Here is a 22,984-nt window from a genome sequence, read left to right as displayed (position 1 = left end):
CGGCTTACGTTTCTACCTCTTTCTGCTTTGTATTCTTTTATTCTGATTAGCCAAACAGCTCCTTTAGCTTCTTTACCAAAGTCTGTACCTGCTCCGGGCTGTGTGCCGGGAAATTGGCGATGCGGATTTGGGTTTCTTTGTACTTACCATAGCCGCTGCCTAGTGCCATATCAAATTCAGCAAGTCGTTTATTTACTTCCGATGCAGGCACAGAGGTGTTGGCTACAATAGTAGTTGGAGAACGGTGCTGCGGGTTCAACACTGCAGGGGTAAAGACCTTACTCTGCTCCAGGTAATCATAGACTATCCGGGCTTTGGCCGCTGTTTCTTCTCTGATTGCTTCCACGCCCTTGCTGTTCATATCCTCTACCACTTTACCCAACAAGTAAATATCCAGCACATTTGGGGTTTCCACTGTCTGTTTGGCTTTGGCTTTGTTCAGCATAGCAGGTATGCTGTGGTAAGAGCCTATAGTACTACCCTCGGCTGCCAGAGCTTCTGCTTTTGCAATACAGCGGTCGTTCAGGAGCCACACACCTAAGCCGGCTGGCAAACCAAAACACTTCTGTACGGAGAAATAAACAGCATCCACTTTAGAGAAATCAAACGCAGGGTGAGGCAGTGATGAAACCGCATCTACATGAATTAAAGCCTCTGAAGATGCTTTATCCCGGAACTGGTTTATCTCGGCTATAGGCATACAGGCTCCGGAACTGGTCTCGTTCTGAATAAGCGCTACCAGTTCTGCTGATTTCGGTACCGTGATGTTCGCCACGTCAAAACCCTCGCTGAAAGGTACCTCATGCTTTTGCGCTTTCAGCCCCAGTTCCTGCGTTGTTTCGAAGAAGCGGGCCGAGAAAGAGCCATTTACCAAATGGAAACTCTCCTGCTGCACGGTATTCTGAATGGCCCTCTCCCAGATTTCCGTTGCTGAAGCCAGGAACAGCACCTCATAGTTGTCAGGAAGTTGCAATAGCTGCCGCAGCCCTGCCACCGCATGCGCAAATATCTCCTGAAACTGCTTGCTGCGGTGCGAGATACTGCCAATCTTTTCCTGCAGTGCCGTATGCATGTGCTGCGGCACAGTAGGGTATAACTCCGACGGCCCAGGGGTAAAGTATATCTTATTGTTCATGGTTTGTGATGCGTGCTACTAGTTTTGTACTAATACAGCATTCTGAACTTGATGGTGTGTGCTACACCACGCATATCGTTCACCAGCTGTTTGTCATACTTCTTATTCACGTCCGTAATCACGTAGCCTACATGTTCATTTGTTTTCAGGTACTGGCCCAGGATGTTTACCTGGTTCTTTGCAAGCACATTGTTTATGTCGGCCAGTACGCCCGGTACGTTTTCGTGTATATGTATCAGGCGATGCGCATTCTTTAGCTCCGGCAGCTGGATGTTCGGGAAGTTTACGCTTTGGTACGTGTTGCCAGAGTTGATATAATCCATGATGCGGTTCGGCACAAAGTTGGCGATATTCACCTGTGCCTCAGACGTACTGCCCCCAATGTGCGGCGTCAGAATCACGTTAGGCAGGCCACGCAGCTCGCTCACAAAAGGCTCATTGTTTGTAGCCGGCTCATGCGGAAACACATCTACGGCTGCGCCACGTAATTTGCCTGATTTCAGGCTTTCCACCAGTGCTTCTATCTCCACCACGTGCCCGCGGCTCAGGTTCAGGAAAATGGCACCGTCCTTCATGGCGGCAAATTCCTGTGCCCCGAAGATATTTTTGTTCTCCGGGCGGCCATCCACGTGCAGCGACACAAAGTCTGCTTTCTCCAATAGCTCGCGCAGGGTGTCGCATTTACGGGCGTTACCCAGTTGCAGTTTCTCTACTACATCATAATAGTAAACCACCATACCCATTGCCTCGGCCAGCACAGATAACTGCGCACCGATATTACCGTAACCTACGATGCCCAGCTTCTTGTCGCGCACCTCAAAGCTGCCGGCGGCCGACTTATCCCAGTTACCCACGTGCATTTTGCTGCTCTTATCTACAATGCCACGGCTTAGCATAATAATTTCCCCGATGGCCATTTCCACCACACTGCGGGTGTTGCTGTAAGGGGCATTAAACACGGTTACACCAGCTTCGAGGCAGGCATCTAGGTCAATCTGGTTCGTGCCGATGCAGAAGGCCCCAACGCTCATAAGGCGGTTTGCATGCTCCAGCACTTTTCGTGTCACGTGCGTTTTGCTTCGGATGCCCAGTATAGAAACGTTCTGAATTTTCTCACATAGCTCTTCCTCACTCAGTGCACCGGGTATGGTTTCCACCTGATACCCTTCATTCCGGAACATCTCTACTGCCTTAGGGTGTATATTCTCCAGCAGCAGCACGCTGATTCTGTTCTTAGGGTAGGAGATGGCCATCGGTAGCTTATTCTGGTAGAGGAACTCATCCAGGCTCGGGGCAATATGCTCTGCCTTTGCTATCACGCTGTCGCGGGACACATTTTCAGTGAAGGCGTAGAACTTGTTGGCCAGCCCTGCTTCCTTTATTTCATAGTCTGTGTAGCCGTCGCCAATCACGTATACATCACCGGTTAATGCCAATTGCTCCAGCAGCTTTATTTTTCCCTTGTCAAGGCTGAGCACGTTCTCCTCGTCAAAGCCAATAATATTTCCGTTATCGTCTAGCCGGAAGGTGTTGGCATAGATGTTCTCCTCTTTTATTCCGTACTGCGTTACAATTGGCGTAATAAACTCTTTGAAACCACTGGACACAATAAAGATCTGGTCTGAGTACTCTTTCAGGAACTCCTTGTTTCTGCGCACAGACTGAGAAACCTTGTCCTGCAGTACATTGATAAGCTGGGGCAGGTGTTTCTGATGTGCCTTCAGCAGGTCCAGTCGCTTACGGAGGCCTTCTGCAAAAGAGCTCTGACCGGCCATGGCGCTGTCTGTCAGCTCTTTTACCTGCTGCAATACACTTTCCTTTTCTGGGTCTCCCTCAAGAGACAACTCACCAAGTTCGTCAAGGGCTTCTACTTTAGTGAAAGTACTGTCAAAATCAATGATAAAGTATTTGTCTTTGCTCATGTCTGTTTATGATGTTTAGGCTGTGCTTAACTAATTACAACCATAAGGATAAGAGGCCATAAATATAAAAAAAAGAACTGGCAACTAATAAGAAGCCAGTTCTTTTTGATTCTAAAACTTGTCGAGTGTTTGAATTTATAGCAAAGCTAACTGTATATTTATAGTTTTTTGATAAAAATTCTCGTAAAGGGGCACAATTTTATTAACATCAAAGTCTGTGGCGCGCCGCAGGGCGTTCGCCTTGAAGCGGGGGAGGTTTTCATCATTCAGTATATATAAGGCCTTCTCCACCATTTCGTCTATGGCTCCAACAGGGCTTGTGAAACCCGTTTCTCCATCCACATTCAGCTCCGGAATACCGCCGGCATTGGTGGAGACTACCGGTACTTCGCAGGCCATTGCCTCCAGCGCCGCCAGACCAAAGCTTTCTTTCTCGGAAGGCATCAGGAACAGGTCTGCGATAGAGAGCACTTCTTCCACGGCATCAAGCTTTCCTAAAAAGCGGACATCCTGGCATATCTGCAGCTGACGGCAAAGCTTCTCCATCTTCGGCCGGTCAGGGCCATCGCCAACCAGCAGCAGCTTACTTGGAATTTGCTGGCGCACCTTCGCGAAAATACGGATAACATCCTCCACACGCTTTACCGCCCGAAAGTTGGAAGTATGCACCAGCAGTTTCTCTTCTGTAGGGGCAATGGCCATCCGGAAGTGCTCTTTGCGCTGGCGCTTAAATTTATCGAGGTTAATAAAGTTGGGGATTACCTCAATATCCTTCTCAATGTCGAAGTACTCGAAAGTTTCGGTTCGAAGGCTATCAGAAACGGCTGTTACGCCATCTGACTGGTTGATACTAAAGGTCACTACCGGCTCAAAAGAGGCATCTTTGCCTACCAGTGTAATATCCGTGCCGTGCAGGGTGGTGATGACGGGAATGCTGATGCCTTTGGTCTTTAGGATTTGCTTGGCCATGAAGGCTGCGGAGGCATGCGGAATAGCATAGTGTACGTGCAGCAGATCCAGCTTCTCAAAACGTACGATATCCACCATTTTACTGGCCAGCGCCAACTCGTAAGGGGGGTACTGAAAGAGTGGGTAAGTAGGTATAAATACTTCGTGATAATAGAGGTTCTCGCTGAAAAGGTCGAGGCGGGCGGGCTGGCTATAGGTAATAAAATGCACTTTATGGCCCTTGAGTGCAAGGGCCTTGCCTAGTTCTGTGGCCACCACGCCGCTACCACCAAATGTCGGGTAACAAACTATACCGATTTTCATTTTATGCTATGTAAAAAAACAAAGTGCAGCCGACGAATGTGGCTGCACCTGCTAAACTACTAATAATGTTTTATGTTTTAGGAATAATCGCTTTATAAACGACATCGTGAATCCTGGTCCGGATATTATACTTTACAAGCCTGTTATTGCCGCCATCCGGGAATACTCTGTTTGAGAGGAAGATGTAAATAAGCTTATTCTCAGGATCTACCCAGGCTCCTGTACCTGTAAAGCCTGTATGGCCAAAGGTGCTTAAAGGGGCGAGCTCTGAGGTTGGGCCGTGGCCGTCAGGGTCAGGCTTGTCCCAGCCAAGTCCGCGGCGGCTGTCGGTAGAGTTCCTCTTCGCGAATTCAGTTACCACATTGGAGTTATAGAACTTGTGCCCACCGTAGTTGCCGTTCTGCAGGTTCATCTGCAGCAGAATAGCCAGGTCGTTGGCATTAGAGAACAAGCCGGCATGTCCTGCAACACCACCGAGCATGGCTGCACTCTGGTCGTGGACACTACCCCATATCAGGTTGTGGCGGAAATATTTGTCGTCTTCTGTTGGGGCAATTACATCACGGGAGTGCTTCAGCAGCGGCTTGTACGTCATAGTGCTCAGGCCAAGGGGAGAGTAGAAGTTCTGGTCCATGAACTCATCCAGGGGCTGGTTCAGCATTTTCTCCGCCACACGCTTCAGTACATAAAAATCGAGGTCGCTGTACTTGTATTCGTAACCTCTTCCTCCTTTTTTAGCTGGCAATAATCTGGATCTCACTGTCCAGGTCCAGAGCGAGTCTTCCATGGTCTTGATGGAATAGAAACCCGGGATTACTTCGTTCGGGTAAGAGTCAGACCGGTTGCTGGCATAAAACAATTTTTTAGTCTCCAGAGGGGCCGATGTTTTTTGCCAGTTCGGCAGACCCGCCAGTAAGCCCGCCTGGTGCGTCAGCACGTCACGTAAAACAATATTTTCCTTGTTTGTCCCCTTCAGCTCCGGCAGGTAAGCAGACACTTTCGCGTCGAGGTTAATCTTGCCCTGGTCTTTCAGGAACATGATAGCCTGTAGTGTAGCCGCCACTTTCGTGATAGAAGCTATATCATAAACGGTGTTAGAGGTGACAGGCCTTTGCTTCTCGTAGGTGTAGTGGCCGTAAGATTTATCAAAAATAACGGTTCCGTCTTTCACCACCAGCACCTGTGCACCCGGTGTAGCGGCATAGGTTATGGCCTCTGTGGCAATATTGTCAATCTGCTGCAGCACCTTTGAGTTCATGCCAACACTTTCAGGGGTGCCATACTTCAGCCTCCCTATCGCTTGCGTAGGGATGCCCTTGCCAGACTTATAGGTGGCGGAGGCTGTTACCGGGAGCTTGCCTTTGGCCGCACGTGCGCCAAACAGCACCTGCGGCACTAGCGACTGCGCTACCGGGTTGTCTTCGTAGCCACACACCAGCCAGTTGCTTTCTTCAAAAAACTTCAGGCTGTAGGCATTGCCCATAACCACCACCACTACCTTTTTATTTGTTCGCTCCTGCAGGTACTTGATAAAGGCCCTGGTACCAACGCCTATTCCAAAGTTTTTGGCAGGCGTAATGTTCATGTTGTGGATGCTCACCACCACCAGGTCGTTATCCTTCAGTTGCGGAATGATTTTCGTGAAAGCGGAGTCAGGTGCAAAGCGGTCAGGAATGGCAAATTTATTCAGGGGAGCATAGTTGCCCAGCGTCTCCTGGAATACGTTTTTGACCGGCGCTCCGATAGCAACGGAAGCAATGCTTAAGGTGTCGAGGTTACGGAATGGAAGCAGGTTGCCCTTGTTCTCCACTATGGTGACAGAGTGCTCATAAAGCTGCTCCTGCACCACAGTGCTCAATGGCCGGTCTACTTCTTCTCTGAGGTTGGCCAGTACAACAGGCTTGTATTTGTTAAGCCCTGCCCAGTACTTGGCTTGCAGGATTTTTCTTACATGCTGATCTACTTCCTCCTGCGTCAGCTGCTTCGTTACAATGGCTTCTTTGATTTTGGTTACAGCGGCTGGTACATCTTCCGGGAAGAGCAGCACGTCGTTTCCGGCCATCAATGCTTTTAAGTCTACCACTCCAGGCTTATAGTAGCTGCTTACGCCCTTCATGTTCAGCGCATCTGTAAACACCAGGCCCTGGTACTTCATCTTCTCCTTTAAAAGGCCTGTTACCAGTGGGCGCGACAGTGTAGTGGCTAAATTGCGGGTGCTGTCGATGCTTGGGGTAAACAGGTGCGCCACCATTACGCCCATCACACCGGCTTCGAAAGATTTCTTAAAAGGGTAAAGCTCAACCTCTGTCAGGCGCTTCATGTCATGTGGCACAATCGGAAGAGAATAATGGGAGTCAGTGTCTGTATCACCGTGGCCAGGGAAATGCTTGGCTACTGCCATCACGCCGTGGTCCTGCAGACCTTTAATATAGGCTATACCGCGTCGGGTAACTTCTTCTGTAGACTCCCCGAAAGAGCGGCTTCCAATAACAGGGTTGGCTGCATTTACATTCACATCCAGCACCGGAGAAAAGCTTACGTTCACACCCATCCGCTTCATCTTCAGGGCAATCTCACGGCCCATCAGGTAGATGTACTTATCATCCGTTATGGCGCCTAATGTCATCTGGCGGGCAAAGTGCATGCTACTGTCCAGGCGCATATCCAGACCCCATTCGGCATCCATAGCAATCAGCATCGGCACCTTTGCCTGGCGCTGGAAGCGGTTCGTAAGCACGGCCTGGCGCATCGGGCCGCCCTGCATAAACATAATGCCGCCAATGCCATAGCGGCTTACCAGGGTATCTATCTCACGGAAGTGCTTTTCGTTTTTGTTGGAGTAGGCAGCCACCATAAAAAGCTGACCGATGCGCTGGTCAGGGGTGAGCTTTGTCATCACGCTGTCAACCCATTGTTTCTCTTTTTCATTGACAACCACTTGCTCTGACGGCTTTAACGACATCAGTGGCCCCACTGCGAGAAAAACAAGTATCAACAACCCTAAACTAAAACTCTTCAACATCCTGCGCTACTATTTTTATAATTGGAACAAGTCAAAATTAAGCCTAATTTTGCAAAAGGCAGTTCAGAAAAACAGACAAAAATTCAGAGGTGATGCTCGTCGCTTTCAGCTAATCTGGTAAAAAGGTAGAGAACTATGCCTGCCTATTTAAGCGAACGTGGCTCCAAAGAATAGCTTTTTAAGCTAACGCCACCAGCCCCTGCATCGACACATAAACCTTTGCTATATATTTAGACGAAAATAAATGCAAATCGTTAGCTGTTGTTCCTGCCTGTTTGTAAATCGGTCTCTAAATTAATAATATTTTTTGTACCGATTAAGTTCTGTTTTTACATATTTAGTAAGAGCAAATATTTTGCCGTGAATGCCTTAACCGGCTGATTTATAGAAAATACTATATATTTATAAGGAATTAAAGAACCGGATGCCCGACATCATACATTTACTGCCTGATTTCCTTGCCAACCAGATTGCTGCCGGTGAAGTGGTACAACGCCCTGCCTCGGTAGTGAAGGAGTTGCTGGAGAATGCTGTGGATGCCAAAGCGACCAGCATCCAGGTAATAGTGAAGGAGGCAGGTAAGCTTTGGATACAGGTGGTGGACAATGGCACAGGTATGTCAGAGACAGACGCCCGGATGTGCTTTGAACGCCACGCCACCTCTAAAATTGCCACCACCGAAGACCTTTTCCGCATCCGGACGATGGGCTTCCGGGGCGAGGCAATGGCCTCCATCGGGGCAGTGGCGCAGGTGGAACTGAAGACAAAGCCACATGGCGCCGAAGCCGGAACAAAGCTGTTGGTAGAAGGCTCTGCAGTGGTACTGCAGGAGCCGGCTGCTGTGCCCGCCGGAACCTCTATTGCTGTCAAGAACCTGTTTTACAACGTGCCGGCCCGTCGTAATTTTCTGAAGACAAATGCGGTGGAGATGCGCCATATCCTGGATGAGTTTCAGCGGGTGGCGCTGGCCTACCCGGAAGTATCTTTCACGTTGCACCACAACGACACAGAGGTGTTCAACCTGCCCGGCGGTAAGCTGAGCCAGCGCATCGTGAGCATTTTCGGCAGCAACTACAAAGAACAGATGGCTTACTGCGAGGAGGATACGACCTTCCTGACAGTGAAGGGGTACATAGGTAAGCCGGAGCATGCTAAGAAAACGCGTGGGGAGCAGTTTTTCTTTGTGAACAACCGTTATGTGAAGAGTGGTTACCTGAACCATGCGGTGATGATGGCTTTCGAAGGTTTGGTGCCGAAGGAGAATCACCCGTTCTATGTGCTGTTCATTGAGCTGGACCCGGAGAAGATAGACATCAACGTACACCCTACCAAAACAGAGATCAAGTTTGAGGACGAGAAAACAGTATATGCCATTGTGCATGCCGCTGTGAAGAAAGCCCTGGGTGCTTACAACATTGCCCCTTCGCTTGATTTTGAAGGGGATGTGAACTTCGCACCGCTGCAGGCCATACGGGTGCAGGGTGGCAATACCGAGTTTGACCCTGAAAACAAGTATAGAAGCAGCGGAAGTACAGCCTTTCCGGGTTTTACTCCGCCTGCGACCTCCAGGAGAGCCACTTCTAAAGGCTGGGAGCAACTGTATGAGCCATTGAGGGAGCATCCGCAACAGGAAGAGGGTACTACCTCCGCCTCATCTGGGATGGGGCTGCTCGACGAAGCCTTCGCCGCAACAGACATACCGGCAGCCTCCACTAACAAAGCGATTCAGATACACCAGAAGTACCTGTTGGTGCAGGTAAAATCCGGGGTGATGATCATCGACCAGCAGGCGGCACAGGAGCGTATCCTGTACGAGAAGTACATTGCCTCGCTCCAAAAGAAAACCGGCGCTTCGCAGGCACTGCTCTTTCCGCAGACCGTGCAGCTTTCTCCGGCTGATGCAGTTTTGATTCATGAGCTGGCAGCCGAGTTCAAGGACATGGGCTTCCTGTTCGAGGATTTTGGCGGGAACACCATTATCCTGAACGGTATACCTGCTGATGTGCATGCTGTAAATGAAAAAGAGCTTTTAGAGGAGTTAATAGAGCAGTATAAAAACAATTCGTCGACCTTAAAGCTTGATAAACGGGAGAATCTGGCCCGGGCCATGGCCAAGCGCCTCGCCTCCAGATCTCTGTCGCGTATGTCGGACCTTGAGATGAATTCTCTCGTAGATAAGCTTTTTGCGTGCCAGGTACCAAACTATGCCCCGGGCGGACAGAAGACACTGGTTATTATGCAGCTTGGCCAGCTGCATGACCTATTTATGAAAGGCTGATGTAATTGCCAATAGATGTTGTTCAGGATAGCCTGATTTGGCCGGACTTTCCTGAACATTAATTTCGAACAGGTACCGGCCCTGAGCTATGGCTGAGGCGGGATTTATACTTCTTAAAACAAAATTAGCATGTTTAATATTACCCCTATGGTCAGGAATCTCCTGATCATTAATGTGGTTGTATACTTGTTGCAACTTAGTGGCGTAATCAGTGTCGAAACTTTCGCACTGCATTATTTTGGGTCTGATTATTTCCGGCCCATCCAGCTGTTCTCGCACATGTTCATGCATGGCAGTTGGGGACATATTTTCAGCAATATGTTCAGCTTGTTCATATTCGGGCCAATGCTGGAGCGTTTCTGGGGGCCGCAGCGCTTCCTGGCTTTTTACCTTATCACCGGTTTGGGAGCTAGCCTGCTTTACTCCGGCGTGCGTGGTTACGAGTTGAACCAGCTGGAGGAGGAAGCAATGACCTACATGGCAAATCCTGACCCTGGTCGCTTCTATAGTTTTATGGAAGATAACTATTCTGGTGGGTATGAGCGGACCTTTGCCATTGAGTATCAGCGCAACCCGGATAACCAAGCGTACATAGAAGAAAGTAAGGAGGCTGTGCGTTATGTATTCAGCCGCATGTACAACAGCCCCATGCTGGGAGCCTCAGGCGCTGTTTTCGGAATACTGATGGCTTTTGGCCTGCTGTTTCCGAATCTGGAGCTGATGCTGCTGTTTCTGCCGGTGCCCATAAAGGCAAAATACTTTGTACTGTTCTACGGCGCTTATGAATTGTACACGGGCTTCAACCGGACACCGGGGGATAACGTAGCACACTTTGCACACCTAGGGGGTATGCTGTTCGCGTATATACTTGTAAAGATGTGGCAGCGAAACGATTATCAGGATAATATTTAAAACACATAATGAGCATCCTTGAAGATATAAAGTACTCTTTCCGGCAGTCCAGCAATACGTTGAAGCAGCTTATCATCATCAACGTGATTGTGTTCGTGGTACTGATCGTGATGCGTACGATCCTGGTGTTAACCGGCGGTTCAGAGATATACGGACTGATAATGAGCTACCTGGCGCTCAACTCTTACCCCCTTACCTTCATTACCCGCCCCTGGACACTGATTACCTATTTCTTCACACACGAAGGCTTTCTGCACATCATCTTTAACATGCTGAACCTGTACTGGTTCGGGCAGATAGTGCGGGAGTACCTGGGCGAGAAAAAACTGCTGAGCCTGTATGTGCTGGGAGGTCTGGCGGGAGGTATTCTTTACCTGCTCTGCTACAACTTTATCCCGTACTTTGCTGATCGGGCTGCTGTTTCTATGATGATTGGTGCCTCGGCAAGTGTGCTGGCCGTGGTGGTAGGCGCTGCAACGCTGCTGCCGAACTTCGCCTTCAACCTGATCCTGATTGGACCTATCAGGATCAAGTATATCGCTGCTTTTCTGGTGCTGTTGTCAATATCCGGTGCTGTTGGCGATAATGCCGGTGGTAATATCGCTCACATAGGCGGGGCTGTTCTGGGGTGGGCGTTCATCAAGCAGCTGCAGCGTGGCAACGACATGGGGCGACCCGTTCATGCTATTCTGGGCTTCTTTTCCCGCTTGTTCAGTCGCAGCCCGAAGATGAAAGTGACGCACCGCCGCACTTCAGCTACTTCCTCTACCTCCACAAACGGCAACAGGGCGCCCTTTGGCCAGCCTGGCAAGCCAAGCCAGAACGAAATAGACCGTATCCTGGACAAAATATCCAGCTCCGGCTACGAAAGCCTATCGAAGGATGAGAAGCAGAAGTTGTTCCAGGCAAGCCAGAAAGACTAAAAATCAATCAGAAGTTCCAACTTAACCTATGGCTGTTTTCGAGAACACACCCGAAGAGTGGCAACGGCTGGACTGGTCTATCCTGCAGAACGGCTACATCTGCCTTTACTCCCGCCAGGAGTTCCTGCTCATCGATACTATGTGGTTCCGGAAAGCGCGCTATAGAGTGCTGGAGTTCGATTGCACTGCCTGGGCAGAAGAACAGGCCATGCATGACGATCTGAAGCAGAAACTGAGGTTCCCGGATACCTATGCTAGCACCTTCGGTTCTTTGAAAGAAAGCCTGAAGGAGATTACTATAACAGGCAAAGGCATGGTGCTGCTGCTTCACCACTTCGACCAGGTAGAGAAAGAAACGGCTCAGATTCTACTTGATATTTTAGCCAAAGCCTCCCAATGGCACCTGCTCCTCGGCCAAAGGCTCCTGACTCTGCTCCAGATAGATGACCCCAAGGTTACCTATGAACCCGTAGGAGCCAGGCCTGTTGTCTGGAACCCCCATGAGTGGCTGGATTTGCCTTAGCTGACGCTACAAAATAAAACAGCAGCGGCGCTCTTTTTGAGGAGCGCCGCTGCTGTTTTAGTATAAAATATAGTGCTTACGCGTTAGCAGACATCTTGTCCAAAGCATCCATCACTTCCTTCACATGCCCACGAGAATCCTCCAGGAGTTGTTTCTCCTCGTCGTTCAGCTGCAATTCAATTACTTTTTCGATACCGTTTTTACCAAGAATAACCGGTACTCCCAGGTACACACCATCAATGCCGTACTCGCCTTCCAGTTTTACGCAAACCGGGAACACGCGGCGCTGGTCACGCACAATGGCTTCTACCATCTGGGCAGCTGCTGAACCCGGCGCATACCAGGCAGAAGTACCCATTAGTTTCACCAGTTCGCCGCCACCTGTTTTGGTGCGCTCAATAATGGCATTCAGTTTATCTTCTTCTATCAGCTCTGTTACCGGAATACCGCCTACAGTAGTATAGCGTGGAAGCGGCACCATGGTATCGCCGTGGCCACCCATCAGCACTGCCTGAATGTCTTTTGGAGACACGTTGAGTGCTTCAGCAAGAAAAGCTCTGTAGCGGGCTGTGTCCAAGATACCAGCCATACCCATTACGCGGGTGCGTGGCAGCTTGGAGGTAAGGTGCGCCTGGTACGTCATCACATCCAGTGGGTTAGACACAACGATGATGATGGCGTTTGGCGAGTGCTTTACAACATTCTCCGTTACAGATTTCACGATACCCGCATTCGTAGAAATAAGGTCGTCGCGGCTCATGCCCGGCTTTCTTGGGAGGCCGGACGTAATTACCACTACATCAGAATCAGCGGTGCGGGAGTAATCGTTTGTGACGCCAACGGTGCGGGTATCATATAAGTTGATAGGTGCTTTCTGCCAGATATCAAGCGCTTTGCCTTCCGCAAACCCTTCTTTGATATCCACTAAAACTACTTCGTTTGCGATTTCGCGGTAAGCCAGCACATCTGCGCATGTTGCCCCAACGTTACCTGCTCCAACTACAGTTACTTTCATTTCGATATGTTTTATTTTGTTTGAGATTCGATTAACTTCTGTAAAACTAAGAAAATCTATGTACTAACAAGCGGCAATCTGTTTTTTCGTATCAAGTAGCACGACACACGTATCCCGATAATCAAACGACGTTTTCTGAGCCCCTTCACAAGGCACTTTGAAAAGAAAGCCCGCGGCGCATGCTGCTGTGGCTCTGATTAAGAGCCCAGGTTTTTCAGAAATCGTGCTACCAGATACGTGCTACGTGAATCGTAAAAAGCTACGGTTTACGCTGCATCGTGATTTCTACCACCTTCTGCGTCTTGTCTGTCACCTTAAAGCGGTTATCAGGCCGTATGCCTACTACCCAGGCAATAGATTGCTCAGACACTAATACCAGTGTTTGAGGTTTTAGGTTGGCGGGTACTTTTTTATCAATAAGTAAGTCGCTGATTTTCTTCTTTCCGTTCATGCCCAGCGGAACGAACCAATCTCCTTCCTGCCACGCACGCAGCTTCAAGGGGAACTTAAGCTGATCTGCATCAAGGGCTGCCACGTGTGGTTTGGTGTTCAGTTTATACTGCGCCGCATCTTCGTGCCGGATGCTGAAGCGCATGTTTCCGGCCTCCACAGTCGTATCGCCCTCCGCTATTGCTATACTTCCAAAGCTGCTGATGTTCTTCGGCGTGATCACCAGCTGGTCTCGGTCTTTTACGAGGGTGTGCGTGGGAGAGCCAAACTGCTTGCCCGAAATGCCCTCCAGCGCCGCCGCCATCTCCAGCACCACGCTATAGCTGAAGTTGTAAGGTCGCAGCAGTTCATGCAGTACCACGGGCAAACCCGTTGCCTGCAGAAGGGGCTGCAGCGCCACATATATAGCCTCTTCCGCTTCCTTTATACACTGCTGGCGCAACTGGTCTATGTAAACGGCCACAATGGCCTCTGCGTGGCTCACCCGCTCGGCCGTGTGCTGCATCGTCTCCTCCAAGCTGGGGTTAATTTCCTTCAGTACCGGAATTACATCGTGCCTGATCTTGTTGCGCTGGTACTTAGTGGTTTCGTTAGAGGTGTCTTCGCGCCATACGAGCCTGTTGGCTGTTACGAATTCATAGACATCGTCTTTTGTGACCGACAAGAGCGGGCGGATGATGTGACCGTTTCTGGCCGGGATGCCGTGCAGGCCTGCAATGCCGGTTCCCTTTGTCAGGTGCAGCAATATGGTTTCGGTTGTGTCGTTGCTATGGTGGGCTGTTGCTACATAGTCATAGCCTTCCAGTTGCCTCACGGTTTCAAACCACCCGTAGCGCAACGTGCGGGCTGCCATTTGTATGGATAGCTTCTCCTGTGCGGCAAAGGCGCTGGTATTAAAATTCTCTGTGAAAAAAGGCACATCGTACTTTTTGGCCAGCTTTTTGACGAATAGCTGATCAGCCTCGGCATCCTCGGCACGCAGGCCGAAGTTGCAGTGGGCAATAGCGAAGGTATACTTCAGCTGGTGCAGCACTTCGCAAAGCACCACCGAGTCGATGCCACCGCTTACGGCAGCTAATATTTTGCTCTCTGGCTGGCAGAGTTGATGTGATTGTATGAAATCTGAAACTTTCTGTAGCATAAAGCAGCTGCTGGTGATTTTTTTCTAATTTTGAAGTCAAATTTTAAGACGCTGGATGTTAGACAATAGACACAAGATGAAGGATTCCGAAATCAGCAACATAAGTGGCTGATGGAATCTTAAAAATCAGGTTCAATCAACTATACAACCAAGCAAAATCTAGCATCTAATGGCTAGTTTCTAACATCTCAAATTTAAATGAATAGCACAAAAATACTGTTTTCCCTTGTCTTTACCCTGATGTCTCTAACGGTTTTAGGGCAGCAGCGGCCTCAACCACAGCAAGGGCAGGCAGAGAAAGTACAGTTGCAAGGAGCCGAGGACCTGATAGGAGGGACATTCAACGGCCGCGAAATTGTGAAGCTGATTGGCTCTGTGGTGTTTAAGCAGAACGATACCTTTTTATATGCCGACTCGGTGTACCAGTACCGTGACAGCGACATGAATATGCTGGAAGCTTTCGGCAATGTACGCATTAACCAGGCCGACTCAGTGACCATCACAGGGAACCATGCCATTTACGATGGCTCAAAGCGCACTGCTAAAATGACCGGGAACGTGGTTATGCGCGACCCGAGAATGACCCTGACCACGCCCAGCCTGGACTATGACATGACCACCAAAACCGCTGTGTACACGGAAGGCGGTGTTATTGTAGATCCGGAGAACCGATTGGAAAGCCGCAGAGGCTCCTACGACCTGAACAATAAACTCTATACTTTCCAGCAGAACGTGAAGGTGACTACGAGGGACTACAACATCACTTCTGAGAACATGAAGTATAACACGCTCTCTAAAGTTGTGTACTTCCAGGGGCCAACCGTCATCAAAGGCCAGCAGGGAGATCTGTATGCCGAAGAGGGGACTTATAACACCATTACCAAGATTTCAAATTTCGGGCGTAATGCTTACATCCTGACGCCTGAGTACCGCCTGGGCGGAGACAAACTTTTCTATGACCAGAATACGGGGTACGGTTATGCAGAGCGCAACGTGACATTAAAGTCGCTGAAAGATGACGTGACAATATATGGCCAGACAGGCCGCTACTGGCGCAACAGAGGTGAGGCGAAGGTGTACGGAAATCCCGTGATGGAGACTATTCTGGAGCAGGATACTCTGTATATTTCAGCAGATACCCTTTACTCCCGTGAACCGAAGGATGCGAAAGCGACCAGTATGATTTTTGCCTATCCGAACGTAAAAATCTTTAAGTCTGATTTGCAGGGGAAAGCCGACTCCCTGAGCTACAACCGCACTGACTCCCTGATGCACCTGAACATAAAGCCGGTACTTTGGAGCGATAACAGCCAACTGGTGTCAGATACTATCCATATAGAGCTTCGCAATAAGACTATCGACAGGATGTACATGTACAGCAGTGCCTTTATAACCTCGGAAGACACTTTAAAGAATTACAACCAGGTAAAAGGCCGCGACATGACGGCCTACTTTCAGGATGGCAGAATCAGGCGGGTGAACGTGAACGGGAACGGGGAAAGCCTGTACTATGCCCTGCAAGGTGATACGGTGATGACAGGAATGAACAAAGCAATCTGCAGTGACATGGTCCTGAAGTTCGATGAAAATAAACTGAAGACAATCTCGTTCCTCGTGCAGCCCGATGCCAGCTTTGTGCCCCCGCATGAACTGAAGGAAGAAGAGAAGAAACTGACGGGCTTCACCTGGATGTCAGAGCTGCGGCCAACCAAGCAGGAGGTAACATCCAAGCGCGCTGTAGTGGCAAAACCGCCGGCAAAGCCGAAGCAGCAGGCCCCTACAGCACAGGCAGCTGAAAAAAAGAAAGCGCCTAAGAAAAAGAAATAGAAGATTTAAGAGCCCAGACGCCATATCTCAAATTCATTTTTGTAAATCATACTGATATTCTATAATTTTGCCTGTTCATGAATAAAGGCTTTTTAAATACCGTCGTACTTTTTTGCCTCCTGCTGCTGGCCAGCGGATGTAGCAATTTTCAGAAACTCCTGAAGAGTAACGATGTCACCAAGAAATACCAGGCTGCGCTTGAATACTACGAGAAGGAGGAATATTACCGTGCCTCCCAACTGTTAGACCAGGTGACACCGCTGTTAGCAGGTACGGAAAACTCGGAAAAAGCCCTGTTCTACCAGGCGCAGTCGCACTATATGCAGGGTAACTATATCCTGAGCGATGCTTATTTCCGGAACTTCTATACCACGTATCCGCGAAGCCCTTTAGCTGAGGAGGCCATGTACATGCAGGCAAAGTCGCTGTATGAGCAGTCGCCGGACTTTGAGGAAGACCAGACGCCAACATTAACTGCTATTCTGGCGTTTGAGGAGTTCATGACACGCTACCCTACCAGCGAGCATGTGCCGGAAGCCAACAAAACAATAGAGGAGCTTTACCTAAAGATTGACAAGAAAGAGTTTAACCAAGCACGCTTGTATTACCAGTTGCGTTACTGGCGCTCCGCTGTGGTGGCGTTTAATAATTTCCAGCGGGAGCATGCTTCTTCTGCGTATAGTGAAGAAGCCGCTTTCCTTAAGCTTGACTCACAGTACCGTTTTGCTTTGGAAAGTATACCGAGTAAGCAGGAAGAGCGTTTCGACGAGGCAGTCGACTATTTCCAGAGTTTTGTAGATCAGTATCCTGACAGCAGGTTTAAGCGTGATGCAGAGCGGATTTACGACCAGGCGAGAAGCGAACTCGCGAAAATCAGAAAGAATAATAACAATCAGGAGAATTCATAAATTATAAAATATGGCATCAGTTTCATCATCAATCGTTACCCGCAACATGGCCGACTTTGCAGCGCAAACCGGCAACGTGTATATGTCTGTGGCAGTGATTTCTAAAAGAGCAAACCAGATTTCTGTGAAGCTGAAAGAGGAGTTAAACTCCAAGCTGGCTGAGTTTGCTACGACTGTAGATAACCTGGAGGAAGTTTTCGAGAACCGCGAGCAGATCGAAATCTCCAAGTACTATGAGCGCCTGCCAAAGCCTACCAACCTGGCAGTGGAGGAGTTCCTGGAGAAGAAAGTTTATGTAAGAAACCCGAGCGAAGAAGAGACGCAGGAGGAAATCAACCTGTAGTACAGGCGAATGCTGAAGGGCAAAAAAATTATATTGGGAGTTTGCGGAAGCATCGCTGCCTACAAAGCCGCGCTACTTGTTCGCCAACTCATAAAAGCAGAAGCAGAAGTACAAGTCATTTTGACTGCTTCTGCTTCTGAGTTTATAACCCCTCTCACATTAGCCACGCTCTCTAAACGGCCGGTGCTCAGCCAATTTGTGAAAGACGAAACAGGAACCTGGAACAACCACGTGGACCTCGGGCTCTGGGCCGATGCCCTGGTGGTGGCCCCGGCAAGTGCCAACACGGTGGCTAAGTTCGCGAACGGCTTCTGTGATAATCTCCTTTCTGCCACCTATCTCTCCGCACGCTGCCCTGTGTTTGTCGCTCCTGCCATGGATCTGGATATGTACCGCCACCCTGCGGTGCAGGCTAACTTCAGAAAGCTGCAGGGCTACGGCAACCATATTATAGAGGCAGGATACGGAGAACTGGCAAGCGGCCTGGTAGGGCAGGGGCGTATGGCGGAGCCGGAAGAAATTGTACAGGTACTTCAGAACTTCTTTGGAGGTGACTCAAAAATCGTTTAAAGGCAAAACAGTACTCTTAACGGCAGGTCCGACGCAAGAGCCTATAGACCCCGTTCGTTTTATCGGGAACCACTCTACAGGCAAAATGGGATACGCCATTGCCGAGTGTTTTGCACAGCACGGGGCTACCGTGCAACTGGTGGCAGGCCCCACCAACTTACATACCCACCATACCAACATCACAATTACGAAGGTAACGACAGCCGACGAAATGTATGCCGCTGTGCTGCAACATGCTGATGCCGCTGATATACTGGTATTTGCCGCTGCCGTGGCCGATTACAAGCCAAAAGTAACAGCAGATAAAAAAATCAAAAAATCAGGGAACGAGCTTACGATTGAACTGGTTAAGAACGTTGATATAGCAGCGGAATTAGGGCAGCGTAAAAAGCCGGGGCAGTTTTCAGTGGGCTTTGCCCTTGAAACCCACGATGAAAGTACCAATGCCCGCAAAAAGCTGCATAAAAAGAATCTGAACATGATTGTGCTGAATTCCCTGAACGATGATGGGGCAGGTTTTCGGCATGACACGAACAAAATCACTGTTATTGAACAGGAAGCCACGACACCCTTTGAGCTGAAGCCGAAGAGCGAAGTGGCACAGGATATAGTAAACCTAATCTGGGACAGGCTACATGGTTAAGAAAATTTTTGTACTGCTGATGCTAATTTGCACGGCCTGGACTGTCAGGGCGCAGGAATTACAGTGTGAAGTGGTGGTGAACAGCGAGCAGGTGCAGTACACAGATCGGTCGCTGTTCTCGGACATGCAGACCAGCATCTCTGAGTTCATGAACAACCGCCGTTGGTCAGACCAGCCTTACCGGCCAGATGAGCGGATAAAGTGCCGGATGCTGATTAACCTGACAGCTATGCCTGAGATTGGTATCTTCCAGGCCAACGTGCAGGTGGTGTCGCTGCGGCCAACCTATGGCACCGGTTACGAGACTATCCTTTTCTCTTTTATCGATAAAGACTGGACCTTTCAGTTTAACACGGCACAGGCGCTTGACTTTTCTGAGAATAACTTTACATCCAACCTTTCCTCTATGCTGGCTTTCTATGCTTACATGATTGTGGGAATGGATAACGACAGCTTCGGCCGTCTGGGTGGGGCACCTGCCTTTGATAAAGCTAGAAACGTACTGAATATAGCTGCCTCCCAAGGAGCTGGTTATGCTGGCTGGAAGGCCTTTGACAGCAATCGTAACCGTTACTGGCTGATTGACAACCTGCAGGACCCACAGTTCCTGCCGTACCGCGAGGGTATGTACAACATGCACCGCCAAGGGCTGGACATTATGGCTGAGAACCCTGAAAAGGCAAGGACAACTATGCTGGGAATTCTGGCAGACTTACAGCGCCTGCAGCAGCAAAAGCCAAACTCTGCTGTGCTCCGTTCATTTTTCGATGCAAAGTCTGATGAGCTGGTGAATATGTTTAAAACGGCTGCGCCAGCCCAAAAGCAGCAGGCTTTCACGATGTTGTCACAAGTAGACCCTACCAATAATACGAAATACGAGATTTTGCTAAAACGCTAAAATTTTTAGAATTCAACTAAAACAGCGTATCTTCACGCGCCCGGCAGCAAAGCCGGGTTTTTACCTGTATCCCTATGGGCAAGCGGCAGAAACGCATCTTCAGAAACGACATAAAAGACCATATTCAGGAACTGCTGCAACGGAGAACAGTGCAGGTAGTGCTGCGGAGCAAAGTGGTCATGAATGGCGACATCACAAAGCTGACAGAAGAAGAGCTACACCTGAAGGACCATCGCTTTGGAAAACACACCGCGGCTATAGGTGATATCGAAGAAATCATCTACGATATAGAGGCGGCCTATTAAAAGCAGGACGTAGTGCGCGCTTTGGCCTCGTACTCAAAAACTGCTCCCCATAATTTTATCTTACATTTCAACAGAATTTCCGAACTTTAGAAGAGGCAAAAAGTCTTATACCTTAAGTCTTATAGTCTTGTGTCTTGATGTATGCTGATAGATCTTAAAATAAAGAATTACGCCCTGATAGAGAAACTGGAGATGCGTCCGTCGCCGGTGCTCAACATTATCACGGGTGAAACCGGTGCGGGTAAGTCCATTATGCTGGGGGCAATTGGCCTGCTGCTGGGCAACCGTGCCGATACTAAACTGCTGTTTAAGCAGGACGAGAAGTGTGTGATTGAGGGAGTTTTCGATATATCACACTATAATTTACAGGAGCTTTTTGCAAAAGAGGACCTGGATTTTGATGACCAGTGCATTCTGCGCCGCGAGATCAGCCCGAGCGGAAAGAGCCGTGCTTTTGTGAACGATACGCCTGTAACCTTGGACGTGATCCGGAAGATAGGAGAGAACCTGATGGATATCCACTCGCAGCACGACACGCTGCAGCTCGGCGACACGAGTTATCAGCTGAACATCCTAGATATTTATGCCGGTAACACGGCGGCCATGGGCAATACGACCTTCGATATATACGCTGGTAATTTGTCTTACCTGCGCAAGTACAACGAGAGCTACCGCCAGTATAAAAAGCTGGAGAGCGACTATAAAAAGCTGACAGACCAGCTGGCACAGGCGCAAAAGGAGCACGATTACCATGCTTTCCTGCTGAACGAGCTATCGGATGCCAGCCTGCAGGAAAAAGAGCAGGAGGAACTAGAGGAAGAACTGAAGCAGCTGGAAAACGCCGAAGATATCAAACTGAAGCTGACGCAGGCAGTGCAGAGCCTGACAGAGTCGGAGTTTAACATCACCTCGGCTTTAAAAGACACGGTTTACCTGATAGGGCAGCTGGCGCAGTTCTCCTCTAAGTATGAGGAGTTGCGTACCCGTACCGAGAGTTGCATGATTGAACTGAATGATGTTGCCGGTGAGCTGGAGGACGCGGAACGTAACACTGAAGCCGATCCACAGCGGACGGAAGAGGTACAGGAACGACTGAATTTGATTTATACCCTGCAGCGCAAGCACCAGGTGCTAACGGTAGCGGAATTATTAGAAATACAGCGCGAGCTGGAGGAGAAAGTAGGCAGCGTCTTGAACTTAGACAATGCCATTGCCAGCACCGAAAAAGCCATGAAACAGGCGGAGAAAGAGGTACACGAGAAAGCCGCTATCTTGTCGGAGCGCCGCAAGGCATCTTTTAATACGTTTGAGCAGGAGCTATACATTTTGGTGGCTGACCTGGGTATGCCAAACGCCCGTATCGTTATTCAGCACAATGAAGTAGCGCCTACGGCCACGGGTACCGATGACATCAACATCTTGTTCAGCGCCAACAAAGGAGCACAGCCGCAGACGCTGATCAAGGCTGCCTCCGGTGGTGAATTCTCACGCCTGATGCTCAGCATTAAGTATATGCTGGCTGATAAAACCGCCTTGCCAACCATTGTGTTCGACGAAATTGACACAGGTATATCCGGAGAGGTGGCTGTGAAAGTGGGTAAGATGATGCAGCAGATGGCGCAGAAGCACCAGATTATTGCTATCTCGCACCTACCTCAAATTGCCGCACAGGGCAACTCGCATTACTTTGTCTATAAAGAAGATACCGCAGAACGTACCATCAGCCGCGTGCGGAAACTGGATGAGGAGGAGCGCGTGAATGAAATCGCGCATATGATAGCAGGCGCCAATCCTAGCGCAAACGCCTATCAAAGTGCGAAAGAGTTGCTTTCACTCTAAGGACTTATTATTATATTGCTGTCTTAATCGCCGTTACAACCAAACAACAACATAAAAAGACATGTCCTATAATCTGTTAAAAGGGAAGAAAGGAATCATTTTCGGAGCGCTGGACGAGAAGTCTATTGCCTGGAAGGTAGCAAAGCGTGCCCATGAAGAAGGTGCTCAATTCGTGCTGACGAACGCGCCGCTTGCCATGCGCATGGGTGAAATAAAGAGACTGGCTGAGGAATGCAACGCAGAGATTGTTCCTGCTGATGCTACTTCTGTAGAGGACCTGGAGAACCTGTTCACTAAGTCACAGGAGATATTGGGCGGCAAACTCGATTTCGTGCTGCACTCCATTGGTATGAGCCCGAACATCCGCAAAGGCAAAACATACGGCGACCTGAACTATGATTGGTTCCTGAAAACGCTGGATATTTCTGCGCTGTCTTTCCATAAGGTGATGCACGTGGCAGAGAAGCAGGATGCGCTGAATGAGTGGGCATCGATTGTGGCTTTGTCTTACATTGCAGCGCAGCGTGTATTCCCCGACTATACTGATATGTCGCAGGCGAAGGCGGTGCTGGAGTCTATTGCCCGCAACTACGGCTACCGTTTAGGCACACAGAAGAAGGTGCGCGTGAATACGATTTCACAGTCGCCGACCAAGACTACAGCCGGAACAGGCGTGGGTGGTTTCGATGCGTTCTATGACTATGCTGATAAAATGTCGCCGCTGGGTAACGCCTCTGCTGAGGCCTGCGCCGACTATACCATCACGCTGTTCTCTGACCTCACTAAGATGGTGACGATGCAGAACCTGATGCACGATGGTGGCTTTAGCAGTATGGGTATCTCAGAAGATATCGTGAACATGATTCAGAAGTAAATTTGAAGAGGAGGAGATTTGAGAATAATTTCCTGTCTCAATCATAACAATGAGGCCCCTGCTATGGTAGCAGGGGCCTCATTGCTTTTAACCAGTTTAGAAGATAGTTGCTCTTCTGTTATCCTGTATGGATCGGGTGAGGTCCTACTTATAGTCTACAAAGAACCTTACAGGATAACAGGAG

At 49.3% G+C, this 22,984-nt stretch carries 19 protein-coding genes; 13 read left to right on the top strand and 6 right to left on the bottom strand.

Translation table 11 applies throughout. From position 1 onward, the window contains the following. Nucleotides 1–46 precede the first annotated feature (46 nt). The 4 genes from ACFS7Z_RS17050 to ACFS7Z_RS17035 form a co-directional block, all read right to left on the bottom strand. A complete protein-coding gene (locus ACFS7Z_RS17050; RefSeq protein WP_377487134.1) occupies nt 47–1,135 on the bottom strand; it encodes an aminotransferase class V-fold PLP-dependent enzyme in 1,089 nt (362 codons plus the stop codon). A gap of 29 nt (nt 1,136–1,164) precedes the next feature. After that, nucleotides 1,165–3,057: a phosphoglycerate dehydrogenase gene (gene serA / locus ACFS7Z_RS17045; RefSeq protein WP_377487131.1), complete on the bottom strand. Its 1,893-nt coding sequence runs from the start codon at nt 3,055–3,057 to the stop codon at nt 1,165–1,167. 135 nt (nt 3,058–3,192) lie between these two features. Then, on the bottom strand, nt 3,193–4,329 hold the full coding sequence (bshA, locus tag ACFS7Z_RS17040) for an N-acetyl-alpha-D-glucosaminyl L-malate synthase BshA (RefSeq protein WP_377487128.1): 1,137 nt from the start codon (nt 4,327–4,329) through the stop codon (nt 3,193–3,195). 70 nt (nt 4,330–4,399) lie between these two features. Continuing rightward, nucleotides 4,400–7,351, bottom strand: a complete 2,952-nt coding sequence (locus ACFS7Z_RS17035; protein ID WP_377487125.1) for a glycoside hydrolase family 3 N-terminal domain-containing protein — start codon at nt 7,349–7,351, stop codon at nt 4,400–4,402. Between the two features lie 424 nt (nt 7,352–7,775). Here ACFS7Z_RS17035 and mutL point away from each other — a divergent pair, with 424 nt between their 5' ends. The 4 genes from mutL to ACFS7Z_RS17015 all read left to right on the top strand — a co-directional run bounded on the left by mutL (nt 7,776) and on the right by ACFS7Z_RS17015 (nt 11,987). Then, nucleotides 7,776–9,629: a DNA mismatch repair endonuclease MutL gene (mutL, locus tag ACFS7Z_RS17030; RefSeq protein ID WP_377487122.1), complete on the top strand. Its 1,854-nt coding sequence runs from the start codon at nt 7,776–7,778 to the stop codon at nt 9,627–9,629. Between the two features lie 129 nt (nt 9,630–9,758). Next, entirely contained in the window at nt 9,759–10,541 is a 783-nt protein-coding gene (locus tag ACFS7Z_RS17025) for a rhomboid family intramembrane serine protease (protein ID WP_377487119.1), read from the top strand. An 8-nt stretch (nt 10,542–10,549) separates the two neighbouring features. Further along, nucleotides 10,550–11,464, top strand: coding sequence for a rhomboid family intramembrane serine protease (locus tag ACFS7Z_RS17020; protein WP_377487116.1), 915 nt, complete (start codon nt 10,550–10,552; stop codon nt 11,462–11,464). A gap of 28 nt (nt 11,465–11,492) precedes the next feature. Further along, complete coding sequence (locus ACFS7Z_RS17015; RefSeq protein WP_377487113.1) at nt 11,493–11,987, top strand: barstar family protein; 495 nt, start codon at nt 11,493–11,495, stop codon at nt 11,985–11,987. Nucleotides 11,988–12,063: 76 nt separating this feature from the next. Here the strand turns inward: ACFS7Z_RS17015 and mdh are convergent, their stop codons facing one another. Beyond that, nucleotides 12,064–13,002, bottom strand: coding sequence for a malate dehydrogenase (gene mdh, locus ACFS7Z_RS17010; protein ID WP_377487110.1), 939 nt, complete (start codon nt 13,000–13,002; stop codon nt 12,064–12,066). A 259-nt stretch (nt 13,003–13,261) separates the two neighbouring features. Then, complete coding sequence (gene tilS, locus ACFS7Z_RS17005; protein ID WP_377487107.1) at nt 13,262–14,593, bottom strand: tRNA lysidine(34) synthetase TilS; 1,332 nt, start codon at nt 14,591–14,593, stop codon at nt 13,262–13,264. 198 nt (nt 14,594–14,791) lie between these two features. Between tilS and ACFS7Z_RS17000 the strand changes: the two genes are divergently transcribed. The 9 genes from ACFS7Z_RS17000 to ACFS7Z_RS16960 all read left to right on the top strand — a co-directional run bounded on the left by ACFS7Z_RS17000 (nt 14,792) and on the right by ACFS7Z_RS16960 (nt 22,800). After that, nucleotides 14,792–16,420, top strand: a complete 1,629-nt coding sequence (locus tag ACFS7Z_RS17000; protein WP_377487104.1) for an OstA-like protein — start codon at nt 14,792–14,794, stop codon at nt 16,418–16,420. Between the two features lie 77 nt (nt 16,421–16,497). Beyond that, complete coding sequence (locus tag ACFS7Z_RS16995; protein ID WP_377487101.1) at nt 16,498–17,328, top strand: outer membrane protein assembly factor BamD; 831 nt, start codon at nt 16,498–16,500, stop codon at nt 17,326–17,328. Nucleotides 17,329–17,338: 10 nt separating this feature from the next. Next, nucleotides 17,339–17,671: a DNA-directed RNA polymerase subunit omega gene (locus ACFS7Z_RS16990; protein WP_377487098.1), complete on the top strand. Its 333-nt coding sequence runs from the start codon at nt 17,339–17,341 to the stop codon at nt 17,669–17,671. Between the two features lie 9 nt (nt 17,672–17,680). Continuing rightward, complete coding sequence (locus ACFS7Z_RS16985) at nt 17,681–18,241, top strand: flavoprotein (protein ID WP_377487095.1); 561 nt, start codon at nt 17,681–17,683, stop codon at nt 18,239–18,241. Continuing rightward, nucleotides 18,222–18,884, top strand: a complete 663-nt coding sequence (gene coaBC, locus ACFS7Z_RS16980; protein WP_377487092.1) for a bifunctional phosphopantothenoylcysteine decarboxylase/phosphopantothenate--cysteine ligase CoaBC — start codon at nt 18,222–18,224, stop codon at nt 18,882–18,884. The genes ACFS7Z_RS16985 and coaBC overlap by 20 nt, the downstream gene beginning before the upstream one ends. After that, complete coding sequence (porD, locus tag ACFS7Z_RS16975) at nt 18,877–19,782, top strand: type IX secretion system protein PorD (RefSeq protein WP_377487089.1); 906 nt, start codon at nt 18,877–18,879, stop codon at nt 19,780–19,782. The genes coaBC and porD overlap by 8 nt, the downstream gene beginning before the upstream one ends. Before the next feature lie 74 nt (nt 19,783–19,856). After that, the gene (locus ACFS7Z_RS16970) at nt 19,857–20,087 is read left to right on the top strand and encodes a hypothetical protein (RefSeq protein ID WP_377487086.1); all 231 of its coding nucleotides are present in this window, start codon (nt 19,857–19,859) and stop codon (nt 20,085–20,087) included. A gap of 141 nt (nt 20,088–20,228) precedes the next feature. Beyond that, nucleotides 20,229–21,926, top strand: a complete 1,698-nt coding sequence (recN, locus tag ACFS7Z_RS16965) for a DNA repair protein RecN (RefSeq protein ID WP_377487083.1) — start codon at nt 20,229–20,231, stop codon at nt 21,924–21,926. 61 nt (nt 21,927–21,987) lie between these two features. Continuing rightward, nucleotides 21,988–22,800, top strand: coding sequence for an enoyl-ACP reductase FabI (locus ACFS7Z_RS16960; RefSeq protein WP_377487080.1), 813 nt, complete (start codon nt 21,988–21,990; stop codon nt 22,798–22,800). Nucleotides 22,801–22,984: the final 184 nt, after the last annotated feature.

The sequence above is a fragment of the Pontibacter toksunensis genome (assembly GCF_042686245.1).
GTDB lineage: Bacteria > Bacteroidota > Bacteroidia > Cytophagales > Hymenobacteraceae > Pontibacter > Pontibacter toksunensis.
Note: the sequence above shows the minus strand (reverse complement) of the source record. Positions and strands in the feature narration are given on the sequence as shown.